An 18,995-nucleotide genomic window follows, 5' to 3' on the forward strand; every position below is an offset into this window, starting at 1 on the left:
GTGCATGACGCCCAAAGTACAAGAAAGCACCGGATCTTCACTGGACGAACGGATCACCGGAGCCCTCGTCGGGGCCGCTGTCGGCGACGCTCTCGGCGGCCCGGTCGAGGGCTACTCCCCCGAGCAGATCCTCGAACGCCACGGCGGCCGCGTCCACGGCATCGTCGGCCCCTGGAACGGCGACGCCTGGCGCACCGCCCGCCCCATCGCCCCGTACCACAAGGGCGACGGGCACGTCACCGACGACACCTTGATGACCCATGCGCTGGTACGGGTGTACGACCGCGTCCGCGACCACCTCGACGCCTACGCGATCGCCGACCACCTGGTCCCCGATCTGATGACCACCCCCCGCTGGATCCCCGAGCTGGAGACCGAGACCATCCCTCTCCACCGGATCTTCCTCGCCGAGAAGTGGCTGGCGACCCGCCTCCACTACGGTCATGTCGACCCCCGCGAGGCCGGCGCCGGCAACATCGTCAACTGCGGCGCGGCGATGTACATGGCCCCGGTCGGCCTGGTCAACGCGGCGAACCCGCGCGCCGCCTACGCCGAGGCCCTGGACATCGCGGGTGCCCACCAGTCGTCGTACGGCAGGGAGGCGGCGGGCGTCTTCGCCGCGGCGGTGGCGGCGGCGGCCACGCCCGGGGCGACACCGGACTCCGTCGTCAGCGCGTGCCTGTCCCTGGCGAAGGACGGCACCCGAACGGCGATCGAAGCGGTCTGTGAAGTGGCCGCACACCACACCGACTTCGAGTCGGCGCTCACCCCGCTCCGCGAGGCGGTCACCCCCTACGACACCGTCGGCCCCGACTACCGCGCCCCCTCCCTCGGCGCCCGCCGCCCCTCCCGCCTCCACGCGATCGAGGAACTGCCCGTGGCGCTCGGCATGTTGCTGGTGGCCGACGGCGACTACCGCCAGGCCGTCCTCGGGTCCGTCAACTACGGCCGCGACTGCGACTCGATCGCCACGATGGCGGGCGCGATCGCCGGTGCGCTGGGCTCCGCCGTGCCGGCGGAGTGGTCGAAGCGGGTCGCCGAGGCAAGCCGTCTCGACCTCTGGGAGCCGCCCCGCACGCTGACCGCCGTGACCAGGGAGATCTTCACCCGCGACACGGGCCTGCGGCGCGCCCACGAGGAGTCCTTCGCTCGCCTCGGGGGCGCGGGATGCTCCGCCTGACCTGGGTCCAGCCGGAGGACCTGCTGGGACATGAGATCCGCCAGGCCCGGCAGGACGGCCGGGAGCCCGGCGCCGTCGAGGCGCGCTGGCGGGCGGCGGGCGGCGCGGAAGCGCCGAGCCGCGCGGGCGCGTCACCAAACCGGGCGTCGCGCTATCTCCGGCAGCTGGCGGAGGACCTGCTGGACGAACTGGCGGACCTGCCGAGCCGGTTGAACGAGCCTACGGATCTGGACGAGATCAAGGCGCTGTGTCCCAAGTGGCCGACCGCGCGAGAGGGAGGGCCCTGCGACCCGTCGTGCGCCTGCGGGCACGATGTGGCTGGTCACGCAGTTCTTCGCGCCCCTGACGGGGCACCTCCCACCCGCGCCTACGAAGCCGCCTGGCTCGGCCGAGCCGTCGGTTGCCTCCTCGGCAAACCCGTCGAGAAACTCCCCCTCCACGCCATCCGCGAACTCGCCCGTTCCGCCGGCAACTGGCCCTTGAACCACTACTTCACCGCCCGCGGCGTCCCCGCCGCCCTTCTCTCGGCCCACCCCTGGAACCGCCGCTCCGCCGCCACCTCCCTCGTCGAGAACATCGACGGCATGCCCGAGGACGACGATCTCAACTACCCCCTCCTCAACCTCCTCCTGCTCCAACGTCACACCAGAGGCTTCACCACCACCGACGTAGCCGCCCTCTGGCTCGACGAACTCCCCGCCGGCCGGACCTTCACCGCCGAGCGCATCGCCTACCGCAACCTCCTCACCGGTATCGAACCCCCGCACACCGCCCGCCACCGCAACCCCTTCCGCGAGTGGATCGGCGCCCTGATCCGCGCCGACGTGCACGGCTGGACCAACCCCGGCGACCCGGCCGCCGCGGCCGAGCAGGCCCATCGCGACGCCGCTCTCACGCACACGGCCAACGGCGTCTACGCGGCGATGTTCACGGCGGCCACCATCGCCACCGCCGCCACCGGAGCCCACGACATCCACGCCTGTCTGCGCTCCGGCCGCTCCGTCGTCCCGCCCCGTTCCCGGCTCGCCGAGGCCGTCGACCACGCCATCCGCATCGCCGGCGCCCACGAGGACTTCGACACCGTCGTGGACGAACTCCACGCCGTCCACTCCCCCACCCACCACTGGGTGCACGCCATCCCCAACACCGCCCTGATCGCCGCCGCCCTCACCCACGCGAACGGCGACTTCACCGGCTCCGTCTGCCGTGCGGTGAGCGGCGGTTGGGACACCGACTCGAACGGCGCGACGACCGGCTCCGTCGCCGGGCTGCTCACCGGCGACCCCGACGCCCTCCCCGACCGCTGGACGGCCCCGCTCAAGAACCGACTCGCCACCTCCGTCGCCGGATTCGACAGCACCAGCTTCGACACCCTCGCCCACCTCACCCAACTGGAGGCGACCCGCCCATGACCCATATCGCCGTACTCGGCAGCGCGAACATGGATCTCGTCGCGTACGTCGAGAAGGCCCCGCAGCTCGGCGAGACCGTGACCGGACGGGAGTTCCGTACGGTCCCCGGTGGCAAGGGCGCCAACCAGGCGATCGCCGCCGCCCGCGCCGGCGCCACCGTCTCGATGATCGGCGCGGTCGGCCATGACGCCTACGGCACCCGGATGCGGGAGACCCTCGAACACTCCGGTGTGGACACCGACTCGCTGCGCACGATGGAGGGCCCCTCCGGCACCGCGCACATCGTCGTGGACGACGAGGGCGGCAACGCGATCGTCGTGATCCCCGGCGCGAACGGCACCGTTGACCATCTCGCCCCCGGCGACGAGGGCGTCATCGCCTCCGCCGACACCCTCCTCCTCCAGCTGGAGATCCCGTTGCCCGCGGTCGTCGCCGGTGCGCAGGCCGCCCGCCGGCATGGCGTCCGGACCATCCTCACCCCGTCTCCCGCCCGCCCTCTTCCCTCCGAACTCCTCGACCACATCGACCTGTTGGTGCTCAACGAGCGCGAGGCGGCCGCCCTCACCGACCACACCGACCCGCGCGACGCGGCCGCCGCCCTGCTCGGTCTGGTGCCGCAGGTCGTGCTCACCCTCGGCGCGGCCGGCAGCCTCTACCTCACCCGTGACGCCGCGCCCCTGGTCATCCCCGCGCCCCGGGTGACCGCCGTGGACTCGACGGGCGCGGGCGACACCTTCGTCGGCGCCCTCGCGGTCGCCCTCGCCGAGGAGAAGCCGGTCCGGGAGGCCCTGTCCTGGGCGGTGGCCGCGGCCGCGCTCGCCGTGCAACGGGCGGGGGCGTCGACGTCCATGCCGTACCGTCCGGAGATCGAGGCCCAGTACACCGCATGAGTACGACAACACAGCCCCAGCCCCTCGCCGGCCTGCGCGTCCTCGACCTGGCCACGCTCTTCGCCGGCCCCCTCGCCGCAACCCTGCTCGGTGACTTCGGCGCCGAGGTCGTCAAGGTCGAGCACCCCACCAAACCCGACCCGTCCCGGGGGCACGGCCCGGCCAAGCAGGGCGTCGGCCTGTGGTGGAAGGTGCTCGGCCGCAACAAGCGCACCATCACCCTCGACCTTTCCAAGCCCGGTGGCCGCGCCACGCTGCTCCGGCTCGCCGCCACCGCCGACGTGATCGTGGAGAACTTCCGGCCCGGCACCCTGGAGAAGTGGGACCTCGGCTGGGAGGAACTCTCCGCCGCCAACCCCCGGCTGATCCTGACCCGGGTCACCGCCTTCGGCCAGTTCGGCCCCTACGCCCACCGGCCGGGCTTCGGCACCCTCGCCGAGGCGATGAGCGGCTTCGCGGCGATCACCGGCGAACCGGACGCCCCGCCCACGCTGCCGCCGTTCGGGCTCGCCGACTCCATCGCGGCGCTGGCGACCGCGTACGCCGTGATGACCGCGCTCGCCGCCCGGGACCGCACCGGCGAGGGCCAGGTCGTCGACCTGGCGATCATCGAACCGATCCTCACCGTCCTCGGCCCCCAGCCCACCTGGTACGACCAACTCGGTTACGTCCAGAAGCGCACCGGCAACCGCTCCGCCAACAACGCCCCGCGCAACACCTATCGCACGGCGGACGGGACCTGGGTCGCCGTCTCCACCTCGGCCCAGTCGATCGCGGAACGCGTACTGCGGCTGGTCGGGCGCCCGGAGCTGATCGACGAGCCGTGGTTCGCCACCGGCGCCGACCGGGCCGCGCACTCCGACGTCCTCGACGCGGCCGTCGGTGACTGGATCGCCACCCGCTCCCGCGCCGAGGTGCTGGCCGAGTTCGAGAAGGCGGAGGCGGCGGTGGCCCCCATCCAGGACGTCCGGGACGTGATGGACGACCCGCAGTACCTGGCGCTGGACACGATCACCGCCGTCCCCGACCCCGAACTGGGGCCGCTGCGCATGCAGAACGTCCTCTTCCGGCTCTCCTCCACCCCCGGCGCGATCCGCTGGACCGGCCGTCCGCACGGCGCCGACACGGAGGAGGTCCTCACCGAACTGGGCCTGACCCCGGCCGAGTTGCGGGCCCTGCGCGAGGAGGGCGCCGTATGACCACCGCCCCCTTCCCGCTGACCTGGCTGTACGCCCCCGGTGACCGGCCGCATGTCGTCGCCAAGGCGCTGGCGTGCGGCGCGGACGTGGTGGTGATCGACCTGGAGGACGCCGTCGCCCCCGACCGCAAGGACTGCGCCCGCGCCGCCACCGCCGACCTCCTCGGCGACCCCCAGGCGGTCCCGGTCCATGTCCGGATCAACGGCCTGGACACACCCTGGGCCGCGGCCGACCTCCAGGCCCTGCTCGGCCTCCCCGGCCTGGCCGGTGTGCGTCTCCCCAAGGTGACCGGTCCCGACGACATCCACCACATCGCGGCCCGGAGCGCCGCCCTTCCCCTCTACGCCCTCCTCGAATCGGCCCTCGGCATCGAACACGCCTACGCCATCGCCACCGCTCACCCCGCCCTGCGGGGCATCTCGCTCGGGGAGGCGGACCTCCAGGCCGACCTGGGGGTACGCGACGACACCGGCCTCGACTGGTCCCGTTCCCGGATCGTGGTCGCCGCCCGGGCCGCGGGCCTCGCCCCACCGCCCCAGTCGGTCCACCCCGACACCCGCGACCTCAAGGGCCTCGCCGCCTCCTGCGCCCACGGCCGCGCCCTGGGCTTCCTGGGCCGCGCCGCCATCCACCCCCGCCAGCTCCCGATCATCGAACGGGCCTATCTCCCCACGCAGGCCGAACTGGAACACGCCGAGAAGATCCTCAAGGCGGCCACCACGGAACAGGGTGCCCAGGCCCTCCCGGACGGCAGCTTCATCGACGCGGCGGTGGTGGCAACGGCCCGCAGAACCCTGTCCCTGAGCACCCGCCGCTGATTTCTCCCCGCACACGAAGAGGGCGCCCGGTTCGATCCCGGGCGCCCTCTTGGTCGTATCGGCAGGTCAGCTCTTCTTGGTCGCTGACCCGGCCTCGTCCTTGGCTTCGGCCTCATGCTCGGCCTCGCTCTCGGACGCCTCCCCGTGGTTAGCCTCCTTGGCTTCGACAGCCTCAGCGGTGTCAGAGGACTCAGTGGCCTCACCAGTACCGTCCGCCTCGGTGTCACCGTCCAAGACGCCCGGCTCGACCACCGCCTCCCGGCCCGGCCGCTTCTTCGCGGACAGCACCATGTACAGCACCGCGAGCAGGAACACGATCATCGCGGTCCAGTCGTTGAGCCGCAGGCCGAGGATGTGGTGGGCGTCGTCGACGCGCATGTACTCGATCCAGCCGCGGCCCACGCAGTACGCGGCGACGTACAGCGCGAACGCCCGCCCGTGCCCCAGCTTGAAGCGGCGGTCGGCCCAGATCACCAGGAAGCCGACGCCGATGCACCACAACGACTCGTAGAGGAAGGTCGGGTGGTAGTAGCCGGGGACCCGGCCGCCCTCGGAGGAGGTGATGTGCAGGGCCCACGGCAGATGTGTCTCGCGACCGTACAGCTCCTGGTTGAACCAGTTGCCCCAGCGGCCGATCGCCTGGGCGAAGGCGATGCCGGGGGCGATGGCGTCGGCGTAGGCGGGCAGCGGGATGCCCCGGCGCCGGCAGCCGATCCACGCGCCGACCGCGCCGAGCGCGATCGCGCCCCAGATGCCGAGGCCGCCCTGCCACACCTTGAACGCGTCGACCCAGTCACGGCCCTCGCTGAAGTACAGCTCGTAGTCCGTGATCACGTGGTAGAGACGCCCGCCGACCAGGCCGAACGGTACGGCCCAGACGGCGATGTCGGCCACGGTGCCGGTCCGGCCGCCCCGGGCGATCCAGCGCCTGTTTCCGAGCCAGACGGCTACGAAGACACCGATGATGATGCAGAAGGCGTAGCCACGCAGCGGGATGGGACCGAGGTGGATCACTCCGCGCGAAGGGCTGGGAATGTAGGCAAGTGTTTCCATGGCAGGGTCGACGCTACCGTGCCGGACCGGGCCGACGGCAACAAGCCCGGCTACGGCTCCATAACAGGGGCGTGAGGATTGCTCGTCCCGCTCACCCCTTGTTGGCGTCCTCCACCAGTTGCTTCAGCCTGGCCGGGGTCATGGTCCGGTCCTGGTAGATGTTCTTGCCGTCGAGCAGCACGGTCGGGGTGCCGCCGAACTTGCCGGCCTGGAAGGCCTTGTTGGACTTCACGACCCAGGCGTTGTGCTTGCCGTCCTTGACGCACTTCTGGAACGTCGGCGTGTTCAGGCCCTGGACCTTGCCGGCCAGCTCGATCAGCTTGTCGTTGTTCGAGAAGGCGTCGTCGGTTTCCTCGGGCTGGTTCTCGTACAGCACGTCGTGGTAGTCGCGGAACCTGCCCGCGTCCTGGGCGCAGGCCGCCGCGTTGGCCGCGTTCCGGGAGCCGCTGCCGCCGAGGTTGCCGTCGATCAGTGTGGCCAGGTGGTATTCGATTCTGAGCTTGCCGGAGTCGGTCAGCTCGTGGAGCGTCGGGCGGTACGCCGTCTCGAAGGCCTGGCAGGCCGGGCAGCGGAAGTCCTCCCAGACGGTGAGCGTCGCCTTGGCGCCGTCCTTGCCGACCGGGATCGCGAGGCTGTCCTTGCCCTGCGCGCCCGAGGGCGCCACGACCGGGCCCGAGCTCTCGCTCTTCTTGTCCTTGCCCGCGTTCGCGGCGACGACACCGATCACCGCCGCCAGGCCGAGGACGCATACGACGCTCGCGCCCACGATCAGTCCGCGCCGTCGCTTCTCCGCGGCCTTCTGCTTCTCGCGGTCGGCCGCGATCCGCTCGCGGGCCGTCCGCTTTCCGTCACGATTCTTCTCGCTCACACCACCAGAACGAACCGGGGAGGCGCACCGCGCCTCCCCGGTCCCAGGTCCACCCGTTCGAGTGACCGGACGTTCCGCGGTGTGCAGTTACGCCTGTCCGCGCACGCCCCTCGCCAGGTCACCGGCGAGTTCCCGGACGGCCGTCACGCCGGCCGCGTCGTCCGGCGCGTCCAGCATCCGCTTCACGAAGGCCGAGCCGACGATCACGCCGTCGGCGAAGCCGGCGACCTCGGCGGCCTGGGCCGCGTCGGAGACACCGAGGCCGACGCAGACGGGCAGCGCGGTGCCGGTGGCCCGGGTGCGTTCCACCAGGTCCTGGGCCTGCGCGCCGACCGACGCACGCGTGCCGGTGACGCCCATCAGGGAGGCCGCGTAGACGAAGCCGCTGCCCGCCGCGGTGATCTGCGCGAGCCGCTCGTCCTTGCTGCTCGGCGCCACGACGAAGATCGTCGCGAGGCCGTGCTTCTCGGCGTGCTCCCGCCACAGGGCGGACTCCTGGACGGGCAGGTCGGGCAGGATGCAGCCCGCGCCGCCGGCCTCGGCCAGCTCCGCGGTGAAGCGCTCGACGCCGTAGCGGTCGATGGGGTTCCAGTACGTCATGACGAGGATCGGCTTGCCGGTGGCCGCGTAGGCCTCCTTGACCGTGCGCATGACGTCCGCGATCTTGACGCCGCCGCGCAGGGCGATGTCGTCGGCGGTCTGGATGACCGGACCGTCGAGCACCGGGTCGCTGTGCGGCAGCCCGACCTCCACGACATCGGCTCCGCCGTCCAGGACGGCCTTGATCGCCTCGATACCGCCGGTCACGGTCGGGAACCCGGCCGGGAGGTAGGCGATGAGCGCGGAGCGTCCCTCGGCCTTGGCACCGGCGAGGGTGTCGGACAGCAGATGAATGTTCCCGCTCACTTGGCGTCCCCCTCGATCTCGGCGGTGTCGGTGGCGTCGGCGGCGACCTCGGCATCGGTGTCGTACAGCCCGAAGTAGCGCGCGGCGGTGTCCATGTCCTTGTCGCCGCGGCCGGACAGGTTGACGACGATCAGCCCGTCCTTGCCGAGTTCCCTGCCGACCTCCAGGGCGCCGGCGAGGGCGTGGGCGCTCTCGATGGCCGGGATGATGCCCTCGGTGCGGGACAGCAGGCGCAGGGCCTGCATGGCCGCGTCGTCGGTGACCGCGCGGTACTCGCCGCGGCCCGAGTCCTTGAGGTAGGAGTGCTCCGGGCCGATGCCCGGGTAGTCCAGACCGGCCGAGATCGAGTACGGCTCGGTGATCTGGCCCTCCTCGTCCTGGAGGACGTAGGACCGGGAGCCGTGCAGGATGCCGGGCTCGCCGGCGGTGAGGGTGGCGGCGTGCTCGCCGGTCTCGATGCCGTGCCCCGCGGGCTCGCAGCCGATGAGGCGGACGCCTTCGTCGGGGATGAAGGCGTGGAAGAGGCCGATGGCGTTGGAGCCGCCGCCGACGCAGGCGATCGCGGCGTCGGGGAGGCGGCCGACCCGCTCCAGGAGCTGGCGGCGGGTCTCGACGCCGATGACCCGGTGGAAGTCGCGGACCATGGCCGGGAAGGGGTGCGGGCCTGCGACCGTACCGAAGAGGTAGTGGGTGTGGTCGACGTTCGCCACCCAGTCACGGAACGCCTCGTTGATGGCGTCCTTCAGGGTGCGGCTGCCGGACTTCACGGCGATGACCTCGGCGCCGAGCATACGCATCCGGGCCACGTTGAGCGCCTGGCGCCTGGTGTCGATCTCGCCCATGTAGATGGTGCAGTCGAGGCCGAACAGGGCGCAGGCCGTGGCCGTCGCCACGCCGTGCTGGCCGGCGCCGGTCTCCGCGATCACCCGGGTCTTGCCCATGCGCCTGGTGAGCAGGGCCTGGCCGAGCACGTTGTTGATCTTGTGGGAGCCGGTGTGGTTGAGGTCCTCGCGCTTGAGGAAGATCCGGGCGCCGCCCGCTTCCGCGGCGAAGCGGGGGACCTCGGTGAGGGAACTGGGGCGGCCGGTGTAGTTGACCAGGAGGTCGTCGAGTTCCCGGGCGAACTCGGGGTCGTGCTTGGCCTTGTCGTACTCGACGGCGACCTCGTCCACGGCGGCGACGAGGGCCTCCGGGATGAACTTGCCGCCGAAGGTGCCGAAGTAGCCTTCGGCGCTGGGGACTTGACCGTCGGGATCAGGGAAGAAGTAGTCGCTGGGCATGCGGAAACCTCACGGTGAGTGCGTGTGAAGAGACACTGTTCGCCGTGGGGCGACGGGGTTGTCTGTCGGCTGTACGCCGTCAGTGGTTGCTCGCGCAGTTCCCCGCGCCCCTGGAGGGGCGCTGCCATCGCCGTCCGTTTACCTGGCCCGGCTCGTCTCCGATGACGTACCGGACCCGACGACCGTGCACACGCCGTGCAGGCGCGCGGCATCCACGCGGCCGGCAGCCTCGTGCCAAGCCGGCGTGCCGGTCCTCGGTCGTCACGGTGAAAGTCATCGGTCCAACCCTACCCGGTGATCAGGGGCGGCCGTGGCGCAGTGCCGGGTGTTCGCCCGCCGCCACCAGGTCGGCCACCGCCGACTTGGGGTCGCGGCCCGTCACCAGGGACTCGCCGACCAGGACCGCGTCGGCGCCCGCGTTGGCGTAGGCGATCAGGTCGTGCGGGCCGCGGACGCCGGACTCGGCGACCTTGACGACGGTGTCGGGGATGTCCGGGGCGATCCGCTCGAAGGTGGAGCGGTCGACCTCCAGGGTCTTCAGGTTGCGCGCGTTGACGCCGATCACCTTGGCGCCCGCGTCCACCGCGCGCTCGATCTCGTCCTCGTCATGGACCTCGACGAGCGGGGTGAGGCCGATGGAGACCGCGCGTTCGATCAGCGACTCCAGGGCCGGCTGGTCGAGGGCGGCGACGATCAGCAGCGCGAGGTCGGCGCCGTACGCCCGGGCCTCCCACAGCTGGTACGACGTGACGATGAAGTCCTTGCGCAGGACCGGGATGTCCACGCGGCCCCGGACCGCCTCCAGGTCCGCCAGCGAGCCGCCGAAGCGGCGCTGCTCGGTCAGGACCGAGATGACGGCCGCGCCTCCCGCCTCGTAGTCCGCGGCGAGCCCGGCCGGGTCGGCGATCGCGGACAGCGCGCCCTTGGACGGGCTGGAGCGCTTGACCTCGCAGATCACCTTGACGCCGTCGCCGCGCAGTGCGGCCACGCCGTCCTTCGCGGCGGGCGCCTTCGCCGCGCGCTCCTTGAGCTCGTCGAGGCTGACGCGCGCCTGCCGCTCCGCGAGGTCGGCACGGACTCCGTCGATGATCTCGTCGAGCACACTCACGCGAGCGGTCCCCTTCCGGTTCCGGACGGTTCTTCCAGGCGGGTCAAAACCCATGGTCACATCGATGGTATCCGCAGGATGGCCCAGTCCTCGCATCCAGCTGACGGCACTCCCTCCACCTGGGACGTTCGCCGGCTGATCAAGGATGCGACCAGCCGGCGAAGGGCAGGTTCCGGACGACGGTGAAGACCAGCAGCAACGCACCGAGGGTCCACATCGGCACCGGCCTGAGCTCGATCCGGAAGGGCCGGCCGCGTACCGCGCGCACCACCCAGACCGTCCACACCACGGCGAAGGCCAGGTAGGCGGCCACTCCCGCCGCGTTGTCCCGCAGCGCGGCCAGGAAGTCGCCGTGGATGAACGCGTGCGCGCTGCGCAGGCCGCCGCAGCCGGGGCAGTACAGGCCGGTGAGCCGGTAGAGCGGGCAGACCGGGTAGTGGCCGGGCTGGTTGGGGTCGACCGTGCCGACGTAGGCGAAGGCCCCGACGACGGCGGCCATCACCCCCGCGGGCACGGCCAGCCGCCCTCGCAGGGAGGGCAGCGCCGGGGCGGCTGCGCTGGGAGTGTCGGCGTTCACGCCTCGCATTGTGCCCCGTACGGTCGGCACACGCGCGCGAGGGGCGGCCCGATGTCTCGGAACGCCCCTCGGGAAGTGCTGCCGGTCAGCTCTCGGCGGTGACCGGCTCGCGGGGGGTGGCCGGAGCGGCGGCGTGCGTCACCGGGGCGGACTGCTTCGGCATGCCGAGGCCCATGGCACGCATGATCATGCCGACCACGCCACCGAGGAGCACGATCACCATGCCGGCCCAGAACCCCACCGGCTGCGCCATCACCATGAAGGCGCCCGCGACGCAGAAACCGATGAAGGCGATGGTGACGCCGGTCCAGGCGGCCGGGGTGTGACCGTGGCTGCTGCCCGCCATGACTTGCTCCTCGTTAGCTGGTGCGTGTCGTACGTGCCGTCCGTGGCCGCGCTCGTACGGGTCCGTTCCGGACGCTCGTCCTCCATTGTCCCGTACGCGCACGCGTGCCGTGAGCGGGGGTGGCGTCTGATGCGCCACATCGGACACAGCGCCCCGGCAGGGACGCGGGGCCGTGGCCGGTGTGCGGCTGCACCGCGTGGGCGCGCGCAGCCACGGCGGCGCCGCAGACATCCGACGGTCCGTCGCGGCACTCACAGCACGGCGGAACCCTCACGCACCGGTGGGGTCCTCGCCGCGGTCCAGGGCCTTCCAGATGTCCTCGGGGCGGTCCGGGTCGACCGGCTTGGGTGCGCGGCGGGGCCGCTCCGCTCCGGTGCCGCGCTCGTAGCGGCCGGACATGGCGGGCCAGAGGCGGCCGTAGCGCAGCGCGAGGAGTCCGGCGACCAGGATGAGCGCGCCGCCGACCGCGGCGACGTACGGCCAGCCGGTGTGGCTGAGGGCGGCGACCGTGGCGGAGCTGTCGCCGCTGGCCTCGGCGGCCTTCTCGTCCAGCGCGGAGCCGTCGGAGGCGCCCGCCAGGGCGGCGGCGACGATGCCGGCACCGGAGAGCGCGAGGAGCCCGGAGACCAGGAAGCGGCCGGCCTTGCGGACGGCGAAGACGGCGACGAGCGCGGCGAGGCCCACTATGGCGAGGGCCGCGGGGACGCCCGTGACGTCACTGCCCCTGGCGGTCAGTGGGAAGGCGCCACCCGCCACCGTCGCGGTCCCCTCCGCCCAGCGCTGCCGGCTGGACAGCAGGGCCACGGCCGCGCCGAGTGCACCGAACAACAGTGCGACGGCAAGGCTGCGGCGGCCGGACCCGGCGGGTGCGGCGGCTTCGGAACGGGGGTGAGGAACAGCAGTCACGTACTCCACTATGGCCTGAACCCCGGGCGAACTGTCACCCGGGGTTGAGTGAGAAGCGCCCTACTTTCCCAGTCTGTTGGCCGTGTGCACCGCGCGCAGGACCGCCGCCGCCTTGTTGCGGCACTCCTGGTCCTCCGCGACCGGGTTCGAGTCGGCGACGATGCCCGCGCCCGCCTGGACGTACGCCGTGCCGTCCCGCAGCAGGGCCGTGCGGATGGCGATGGCGGTGTCGGAGTCGCCGGCGAAGTCGAGGTAGCCGACGCAGCCGCCGTACAACCCCCTTCTGGACGGCTCCAGTTCGTCGATGATCTGCATCGCCCGGGGCTTGGGGGCGCCGGAGAGGGTGCCGGCCGGGAAGCAGGCGGTGAGGACGTCGAAGGCGGTGCGGCCCTCGGAGACCTTTCCGGTGACCGTGGAGACGATGTGCATGACGTGCGAGTACCGCTCGACGGACATGAAGTCGACGACCTCTACGGAGCCCGGTTCGCAGACCCGGCCCAGGTCGTTGCGCCCGAGGTCGACGAGCATCAGGTGCTCGGCGCGCTCCTTGGGGTCGGCCATCAGCTCGTCGGCGAGGTCCTGGTCCTCCCGCGGGGTGGCCCCGCGCGGCCGGGTGCCGGCGATGGGGTGGACCATGGCCCGCCCGTCCTCGACCTTGACCAGGGCCTCCGGGGACGAGCCGACGACGTCGAAGCCCTCGAAGCGGAAGAGGTACATGTACGGCGAGGGGTTGGTGGCCCTCAGCACGCGGTAGACGTCCAGCGCGCTGGCCGTGCAGGGGGTTTCGAAGCGCTGCGAGGGAACGACCTGGAAGGCCTCGCCCGCGCGGATGCGCTCCTTGATGTCCTCGACGGCGACCTGGAAGTCGGGGCCGCCCCACAGGGCGGTGTACTCGGGGAGTTCGGAGGGGGGCAGGGCGGCCGGGGGCTGGGCGACCGGGCGGGAGAGGTCGGCCTCCATGGCGTCGAGGCGGGCGACCGCGTCGGCGTGGGCCTCGTCGACGCCGGTGTCGAGGTCGTTGTGGTTGATCGCGTTGGCGATCAGCAGGACCGAGCCCTCCCAGTGGTCCATCACCGCGAGGTCGCTGGTGAGGAGCATGGTCAGCTCGGGCAGCTTGAGGTCGTCCCGCTCCCCCGGACCGATCTTCTCCAGGCGGCGCACGATGTCGTACCCCAGATAGCCGACCATGCCGCCGGTGAACGGGGGCAGATCCTCCGCGCGCGGGGTGTGCAGGGCCTCGATGGTGGCGCGCAGGGCGGCCAGCGGGTCACCGTCGACGGGCACGCCGACGGGCGGGACGCCGAGCCAGTGGGCCTGGCCGTCACGGGTGGTGAGGGTGGCCGAGGAACGCACGCCGATGAACGAGTAGCGAGACCATTGGAAGGCCGTGCGGCCGTTCTCGGCGGACTCCAGCAGGAAGGTGCCGGGGCGCTCGGCGGCGAGCTTGCGGTAGAGCGCGACCGGGGTGTCGCCGTCGGCGAGGAGCTTGCGGGTGACCGGGATGACACGCCGGTCGGTCGCCAGCTTGCGGAAGGTCTCTAGGTCCATGGCGGCAGACCTTACTGATCGGAGGCCGGGACGGCGGGACCGGCGCCGTCCTTGAGCAGCACGTCGGCGTCGAAGCAGGTGCGGTCGCCGGTGTGGCAGGCGGCACCCACCTGGTCGACCTTGACCAGCAGGGTGTCGGCGTCGCAGTCGAGGGCGACGGACCTGACCCACTGGAAGTGGCCGGAGGTGTCGCCCTTGACCCAGTACTCCTGGCGGCTGCGCGACCAGTACGTGCAGCGGCCGGTGGTGAGGGTGCGGTGCAGGGCCTCGTCGTCCATCCAGCCGAGCATCAGTACCTCGCCCGTGTCGTACTGCTGGGCGATGGCGGGCAGGAGGCCGTCGGCGCTGCGCTTGAGGCGGGCGGCGATCTCCGGGGCGAGGCCGCTGGGCGGGGGCGTACCGGTCGTACTGGTCATGGGTGCCATTGTGCCGCGCGGCACCGACAGTCACGGACCGTGTCCACTGTCCGGACCGTGCGTGGGGCCGTAGGCTGGGTGCATGTCGACCTTCGCCAAGCGTGAACGGCTTCTGCTCGCCGACCTCTTGGAGACCGCCGGTCCCGAGGCGCCGACCCTCTGCGAGGGCTGGGTGACCCGTGATCTGGCCGCGCACGTGGTGGTGCGCGAGCGCCGGCCGGACGCGGCCGGGGGCGCACTGATCAAGCAGCTCGCGCCGCGCCTGGAGAAGGTGATGGCCGAGTTCGCCGCGAAGCCGTACGAGGAGCTGATCCAGCTGATCCGTACCGGCCCGCCGCGGTTCTCGCCGTTCCAGCTCAAGCAGGTCGACGAGGCGGCCAACACGGTGGAGTTCTACGTCCACACGGAGGACGTCCGCCGCGCCCAGCCGGACTGGGCGCCTCGCGAGCTGGACCCCGTCTTCCAGGACGCCCTGTGGTCCCGTCTGGAGCGCACCGCCCGGCTGCTGGGCCGGGGGGTGCCGACGGGCCTGGTGCTGCGCCGTCCGGACGGCCAGACGGCCGTGGCCCATCGCGGCGCCCCGGTGGTGACGGTGACGGGCGAGCCCTCCGAGCTGCTGATGTTCGCCTTCGGCCGGCAGAGCGCGGCGAAGGTCGTGGTGGAAGGCGACGAGAACGCGATCGCCAAGCTGCACGAGTCCAAGCAGCTGGGCATCTGAGGACCCGCCATGATCAAGGTCGCGATGACGAACGTGTACGTGGACGACGTCTCGAAAGCGCACGCCTTCTACACGGACGTCCTCGGTTTCGAGACCCGCACCCACCTCGACCTGGGCGGCGGCACCCTGTTCATCACGGTCGGCGCGCCCGGCGGTGCCCAGCCGGACCTCCAGCTGCTCCTGGAACCCGGCCAGGGCCCCATCGCGGAGCCGTACCGCAAGGCCGTGTACGAGGCGGGCCTGCCGGCCATCGTCTTCTCGGTCGACGACATCGAGGCGGAGTACGACCGCCTGCGCGCCCTGGGCGTCCGCTTCACGCACGAGCCACAGGAGCAGGGCCCGGTGATCGCGGCCGTCCTCGACGACACGGTCGGCAACCTGGTCCAGCTGGCCCAGCCGAAGGGCTGAGAAGCCTCAGCGGGGCAGTTCGGCCCGTCGCAGTCCCGGTACGGCGAGGGCGACGACCCCACCGAGCCCGCAGACGGCGGCACTGAGGACGTACACCGGGCCGGGGCCGAAGCGCCGATGGCGGCGGCCGTGAAGGGCATGCTCAGCGGGGTGAGGCCCAGGCTGATCAGGCCGGCGACGGCGGTGACCCGGCCGGGGTAGGCGGCGTCGGCCTGGGTCTGCAGCAGCGCGGAGCACATCGCACCGCTGACGCCGGCGAGCAGGCCGATCAGCAGCGCCACGCCGACGGCTCCGGCGAGGCTCGGCACGAAGGCGAGGGAGCCGATCGCGACCGATCCGGCGAGAATGGCGTACCCGGCGACCAGCCCGGCGCACGGCAGCCGGCCCCGGACGGTGAGCAGGAGCGAGGCGGCCCCGGCGCCGGTCCCGAACCCGGCGAGCACCCAGCCGACCCCGGCGGCGCCCCAGCCGCGCCGGTCGGCGAGCAGGGTGAGCCCGACGTCGAGGGGGCTGACGAAGCCGAGCCGAGGGCGATGGCCGGCATCAGCGGGGCCAGGACGCGATGGCGGCGGATGTGGCCGAGACCGCCCGCAGGTCCTGCCAGGGGGTGGCGCGTATCTGGGGTGTGCAGCAGAAGGCCCCGGTACCGAGGGGCACCGGGGCCAGGACTCGGGCACAGCGTCACCGCACGGGGTGTCCCGCCTCCCGCAGGGCCTGCTTCACCTCGCCGATGCGCAGGTCGCCGAAGTGGAAGACGGAGGCGGCGAGGACCGCGTTCGCGCCCGCTCCGACGGCCGGGGCGAAGTCGGCCAGTTTGCCGGCGCCGCCGGAGGCGATGACCGGGATGGTGACGTGCTTGCGGACAGCCGTGATCATCTCCAGGTCGTAGCCGTCCTTGGTGCCGTCCGCGTCCATCGAGTTGAGCAGGATCTCCCCCGCGCCCAGCTCGGCGGCCCGATGCGCCCACTCGACCGCGTCGATGCCGGTGCCGCGACGGCCGCCGTGGGTGGTGACCTCGAAGGTGCCTTCGGGGGTGCGGCGGGCGTCCACCGACAGGACCAGGACCTGGCGGCCGAAGCGTTCCGCGATCTCCCGGATCAGGTCCGGGCGGGCGATCGCGGCCGTGTTGACGCCCACCTTGTCGGCGCCCGCCCGCAGCAGCTTGTCGACGTCCTCGGCCGTGCGCACCCCGCCGCCGACGGTCAGCGGGATGAAGACCTGCTCGGCGGTGCGGCGCACCACGTCGTAGGTGGTCTCGCGGTCGCCGGACGACGCGGTGATGTCCAGGAAGGTCAGCTCGTCGGCGCCCTCCGCGTCGTACACCTTGGCCATCTCGACCGGGTCGCCCGCGTCGCGCAGGTTCTGGAAGTTGACGCCCTTGACGACCCGGCCGTTGTCCACGTCCAGGCAGGGGATGACTCGGACCGCCAGGGTCATGAATCCACGGCTCCTCGGTATGCCTCCAGCTCTGCCTCGACCAGGATGCGCGGGTCGACGAAGCCGGTCACCACGACGAACGTGGTCACCGGGCGTACCGAGCCGAAGATCTCCTTGTGGGCGCGTCCCACCGCGTCCATGTCGCGCGCGTGGGTGAGATACAGCCTGGTGCGGATCACCGACTCGGGTCCGAGCCCGAACTCGGCGATCGCCTCCAGGGCCGTACCGAAGGCCACCTTGGCCTGTTCGTACGGGTCGCCCTCCCCGTACAGCACGGTGCCCTTGAAGGACGTCGTGCCGCCGACCACCACTCGGTCGCCCGCCGCAACGGCGCGGGCGATACCGAAGGGCTCTTCCCAGGGACTTCCGCTCTGTACACGCCGCACGGCTTCTGACGTCATCGGGACACTGCCTCCAGTGCTTCTTCCAAGGTGAACGCCTTGGCGTACAGGGCCTTTCCGACGATGGCGCCCTCGACACCGAGGGGTACCAGTTCGGCCAGCGCGCGGAGGTCGTCCAGCGACGACACGCCACCGGAGGCCACGACCGGCCGGTCCGTCGCCGCGCAGACGTTCTTCAGGAGCTCCAGGTTCGGGCCCTGGAGGGTGCCGTCCTTGGCGATGTCGGTGACGACGTACCGCGCGCAGCCCTCCTGGTCGAGCCGGGCCAGCGTCTCGTAGAGGTCGCCGCCGTCGCGGGTCCAGCCGCGGCCGCGCAGGGTGGTGCCCTTGACGTCCAGGCCCACCGCGATCCGGCCGCCGTGCTCGGCGATGACCTTGGCGACCCACTCCGGGCTCTCCAGGGCGGCCGTGCCGAGGTTCACCCGGCGACAGCCGGTGGCGAGGGCGGCCGCCAGCGAGGCGTCGTCCCGGATACCACCGGACAGCTCCACCTTGATGTCCATCGCCCCGGCGACCTCGGTGATCAGCTCGCGGTTGTCGCCGGTGCCGAACGCGGCGTCCAGGTCGACCAGGTGCAGCCACTCGGCGCCGGACCGCTGCCAGGCGAGGGCGGCCTCCAGGGGGGAGCCGTAGGAGGTCTCGGTTCCCGACTCGCCGTGCACGAGGCGGACGGCCTGGCCGTCGCGGACGTCGACGGCGGGGAGGAGTTCGAGCGTGCTCACAGTGTTCCGATCCAGTTGGTGAGGAGCTGGGCGCCGGCGTCGCCGGACTTCTCGGGGTGGAACTGGGTGGCCCACAGGGCGCCGTTCTCCACGGCGGCCACGAACGGCTTGCCGTGCGTCGACCAGGCCACCTTGGGGGCGTGCAGGACCGGGTTGTGCGCCTCCAGCGCCCAGTCCTGGACGGCGTAGGAGTGCACGAAGTAGAAGCGGGCGTCGGCGTCCAGGCCCGCGAACAGCTCCGAGCCGGCCGGCACGTCCACGGTGTTCCAGCCCATGTGGGGCACGATCTCGGCCTGGAGCGGCTCGACCGAGCCGGGCCACTCGTCGAGGCCCTCGGTCTGAACGCCGTGCTCGATGCCGCGCGCGAACAGGATCTGCATGCCGACGCAGATGCCCATCACCGGCCGCCCGCCGGACAGCCGGCGGTCGATGATCCAGTCCCCGCGGGCCGCCTTCAGGCCCTGCATACAGGCGGCGAAGGCGCCGACGCCCGGCACCAGCAGCCCGTCCGCGTTCATGGCCTTGTCGAAGTCACGGGTTATCTCGACGTCGGCCCCGGCGCGGGCGAGCGCCCGCTCGGCGGACCGGACGTTCCCGAAGCCGTAGTCGAAGACGACGACCTTCCTGGCGGATCCGCTCAATTCCACACCTCCAGCCTCATGACGCCCGCCACCAGGCACATCGCGGCGCCGATCGAGAGCAGCACGATCAGGCTGGTGGGCATCTTCTGCTTGACGAAGGAGATGATTCCGCCGACCAGGAAGAGGCCGACGACGATCAGTAGGGTGGAGAGCCCGGTCAT

Annotated in this window: 23 protein-coding genes and 1 pseudogene; 7 read left to right on the top strand and 17 right to left on the bottom strand. The window is 72.0% G+C overall.

The features are described 5' to 3' along the window. Positions 1 to 4 precede the first annotated feature (4 nt). From ACZ7OO_RS07530 to ACZ7OO_RS07550, 5 genes are read left to right on the top strand one after another with little or no spacing between them, the layout of a single operon-like run. Positions 5 to 1,180, top strand: a complete 1,176-nt coding sequence (locus ACZ7OO_RS07530; protein ID WP_471502490.1) for an ADP-ribosylglycohydrolase family protein — start codon at positions 5 to 7, stop codon at positions 1,178 to 1,180. Then, complete coding sequence (locus tag ACZ7OO_RS07535; protein ID WP_471502492.1) at positions 1,168 to 2,592, top strand: ADP-ribosylglycohydrolase family protein; 1,425 nt, start codon at positions 1,168 to 1,170, stop codon at positions 2,590 to 2,592. Before ACZ7OO_RS07530 ends, ACZ7OO_RS07535 begins: the two co-directional genes overlap by 13 nt. Continuing rightward, positions 2,589 to 3,482, top strand: a complete 894-nt coding sequence (gene rbsK, locus ACZ7OO_RS07540; protein WP_471502494.1) for a ribokinase — start codon at positions 2,589 to 2,591, stop codon at positions 3,480 to 3,482. The genes ACZ7OO_RS07535 and rbsK overlap by 4 nt, the downstream gene beginning before the upstream one ends. Beyond that, positions 3,479 to 4,681, top strand: a complete 1,203-nt coding sequence (locus ACZ7OO_RS07545) for a CaiB/BaiF CoA transferase family protein (RefSeq protein ID WP_471502496.1) — start codon at positions 3,479 to 3,481, stop codon at positions 4,679 to 4,681. Before rbsK ends, ACZ7OO_RS07545 begins: the two co-directional genes overlap by 4 nt. After that, positions 4,678 to 5,499 carry an HpcH/HpaI aldolase/citrate lyase family protein gene (locus ACZ7OO_RS07550; RefSeq protein ID WP_471502498.1) on the top strand — a complete coding sequence of 274 codons (822 nt, stop codon included), beginning with the start codon at positions 4,678 to 4,680 and terminating at the stop codon, positions 5,497 to 5,499. The genes ACZ7OO_RS07545 and ACZ7OO_RS07550 overlap by 4 nt, the downstream gene beginning before the upstream one ends. 66 nt (positions 5,500 to 5,565) lie before the next feature. Here the strand turns inward: ACZ7OO_RS07550 and lgt are convergent, their stop codons facing one another. The 11 genes from lgt to hisI all read right to left on the bottom strand — a co-directional run bounded on the left by lgt (position 5,566) and on the right by hisI (position 14,507). Then, a complete protein-coding gene (gene lgt, locus ACZ7OO_RS07555; RefSeq protein WP_471502500.1) occupies positions 5,566 to 6,552 on the bottom strand; it encodes a prolipoprotein diacylglyceryl transferase in 987 nt (328 codons plus the stop codon). Positions 6,553 to 6,643: 91 nt separating this feature from the next. After that, entirely contained in the window at positions 6,644 to 7,420 is a 777-nt protein-coding gene (locus ACZ7OO_RS07560; RefSeq protein ID WP_471502502.1) for a DsbA family protein, read from the bottom strand. 87 nt (positions 7,421 to 7,507) lie between these two features. Continuing rightward, a complete protein-coding gene (gene trpA, locus ACZ7OO_RS07565) occupies positions 7,508 to 8,326 on the bottom strand; it encodes a tryptophan synthase subunit alpha (RefSeq protein WP_471502504.1) in 819 nt (272 codons plus the stop codon). Further along, entirely contained in the window at positions 8,323 to 9,606 is a 1,284-nt protein-coding gene (trpB, locus tag ACZ7OO_RS07570) for a tryptophan synthase subunit beta (RefSeq protein ID WP_471502506.1), read from the bottom strand. The genes trpA and trpB overlap by 4 nt, the downstream gene beginning before the upstream one ends. A gap of 79 nt (positions 9,607 to 9,685) precedes the next feature. Next, entirely contained in the window at positions 9,686 to 9,883 is a 198-nt protein-coding gene (gene trpM / locus ACZ7OO_RS07575; protein WP_471502508.1) for a tryptophan biosynthesis modulator TrpM, read from the bottom strand. Positions 9,884 to 9,904: 21 nt separating this feature from the next. After that, positions 9,905 to 10,714, bottom strand: coding sequence for an indole-3-glycerol phosphate synthase TrpC (gene trpC, locus ACZ7OO_RS07580; RefSeq protein ID WP_471502510.1), 810 nt, complete (start codon positions 10,712 to 10,714; stop codon positions 9,905 to 9,907). Between the two features lie 139 nt (positions 10,715 to 10,853). Further along, positions 10,854 to 11,300, bottom strand: coding sequence for a DUF2752 domain-containing protein (locus ACZ7OO_RS07585; RefSeq protein WP_471502512.1), 447 nt, complete (start codon positions 11,298 to 11,300; stop codon positions 10,854 to 10,856). Positions 11,301 to 11,376: 76 nt separating this feature from the next. Further along, positions 11,377 to 11,637, bottom strand: coding sequence for an HGxxPAAW family protein (locus ACZ7OO_RS07590; RefSeq protein WP_471502514.1), 261 nt, complete (start codon positions 11,635 to 11,637; stop codon positions 11,377 to 11,379). Between the two features lie 270 nt (positions 11,638 to 11,907). After that, complete coding sequence (locus tag ACZ7OO_RS07595) at positions 11,908 to 12,552, bottom strand: TIGR02234 family membrane protein (protein ID WP_471502516.1); 645 nt, start codon at positions 12,550 to 12,552, stop codon at positions 11,908 to 11,910. A 51-nt stretch (positions 12,553 to 12,603) separates the two neighbouring features. After that, the gene (locus ACZ7OO_RS07600; RefSeq protein WP_471502518.1) at positions 12,604 to 14,091 is read right to left on the bottom strand and encodes an anthranilate synthase component I; all 1,488 of its coding nucleotides are present in this window, start codon (positions 14,089 to 14,091) and stop codon (positions 12,604 to 12,606) included. An 11-nt stretch (positions 14,092 to 14,102) separates the two neighbouring features. Then, the gene (gene hisI, locus ACZ7OO_RS07605) at positions 14,103 to 14,507 is read right to left on the bottom strand and encodes a phosphoribosyl-AMP cyclohydrolase (protein WP_471502520.1); all 405 of its coding nucleotides are present in this window, start codon (positions 14,505 to 14,507) and stop codon (positions 14,103 to 14,105) included. Between the two features lie 82 nt (positions 14,508 to 14,589). Between hisI and ACZ7OO_RS07610 the strand changes: the two genes are divergently transcribed. After that, positions 14,590 to 15,225 (top strand): TIGR03085 family metal-binding protein, encoded by a 636-nt coding sequence (locus ACZ7OO_RS07610; RefSeq protein ID WP_471502522.1) that lies wholly within the window; start codon positions 14,590 to 14,592, stop codon positions 15,223 to 15,225. 9 nt (positions 15,226 to 15,234) lie between these two features. Next, positions 15,235 to 15,633: a VOC family protein gene (locus ACZ7OO_RS07615; RefSeq protein WP_471502524.1), complete on the top strand. Its 399-nt coding sequence runs from the start codon at positions 15,235 to 15,237 to the stop codon at positions 15,631 to 15,633. A 6-nt stretch (positions 15,634 to 15,639) separates the two neighbouring features. Here ACZ7OO_RS07615 and ACZ7OO_RS07620 read toward each other — a convergent pair. From ACZ7OO_RS07620 to ACZ7OO_RS07645, 6 genes and pseudogenes are all read right to left on the bottom strand, one after another. Further along, positions 15,640 to 16,242 (bottom strand): annotated as a pseudogene (locus tag ACZ7OO_RS07620) (MFS transporter); the annotation flags it as partial. Positions 16,243 to 16,314: 72 nt separating this feature from the next. After that, a complete protein-coding gene (gene hisF / locus ACZ7OO_RS07625) occupies positions 16,315 to 17,070 on the bottom strand; it encodes an imidazole glycerol phosphate synthase subunit HisF (protein ID WP_471502526.1) in 756 nt (251 codons plus the stop codon). Continuing rightward, positions 17,067 to 17,471 carry a RidA family protein gene (locus tag ACZ7OO_RS07630; RefSeq protein ID WP_471502528.1) on the bottom strand — a complete coding sequence of 135 codons (405 nt, stop codon included), beginning with the start codon at positions 17,469 to 17,471 and terminating at the stop codon, positions 17,067 to 17,069. The genes hisF and ACZ7OO_RS07630 overlap by 4 nt, the downstream gene beginning before the upstream one ends. Next, positions 17,468 to 18,193, bottom strand: a complete 726-nt coding sequence (priA, locus tag ACZ7OO_RS07635) for a bifunctional 1-(5-phosphoribosyl)-5-((5-phosphoribosylamino)methylideneamino)imidazole-4-carboxamide isomerase/phosphoribosylanthranilate isomerase PriA (RefSeq protein WP_471502530.1) — start codon at positions 18,191 to 18,193, stop codon at positions 17,468 to 17,470. Before priA ends, ACZ7OO_RS07630 begins: the two co-directional genes overlap by 4 nt. Beyond that, positions 18,190 to 18,840 carry an imidazole glycerol phosphate synthase subunit HisH gene (gene hisH, locus ACZ7OO_RS07640; RefSeq protein ID WP_471502532.1) on the bottom strand — a complete coding sequence of 217 codons (651 nt, stop codon included), beginning with the start codon at positions 18,838 to 18,840 and terminating at the stop codon, positions 18,190 to 18,192. Before hisH ends, priA begins: the two co-directional genes overlap by 4 nt. Further along, positions 18,831 to 18,995 carry a hypothetical protein gene (locus tag ACZ7OO_RS07645; protein ID WP_039655927.1) on the bottom strand — a complete coding sequence of 55 codons (165 nt, stop codon included), beginning with the start codon at positions 18,993 to 18,995 and terminating at the stop codon, positions 18,831 to 18,833. Before ACZ7OO_RS07645 ends, hisH begins: the two co-directional genes overlap by 10 nt.

The organism is Streptomyces sp. NPDC111744, assembly GCF_055634995.1.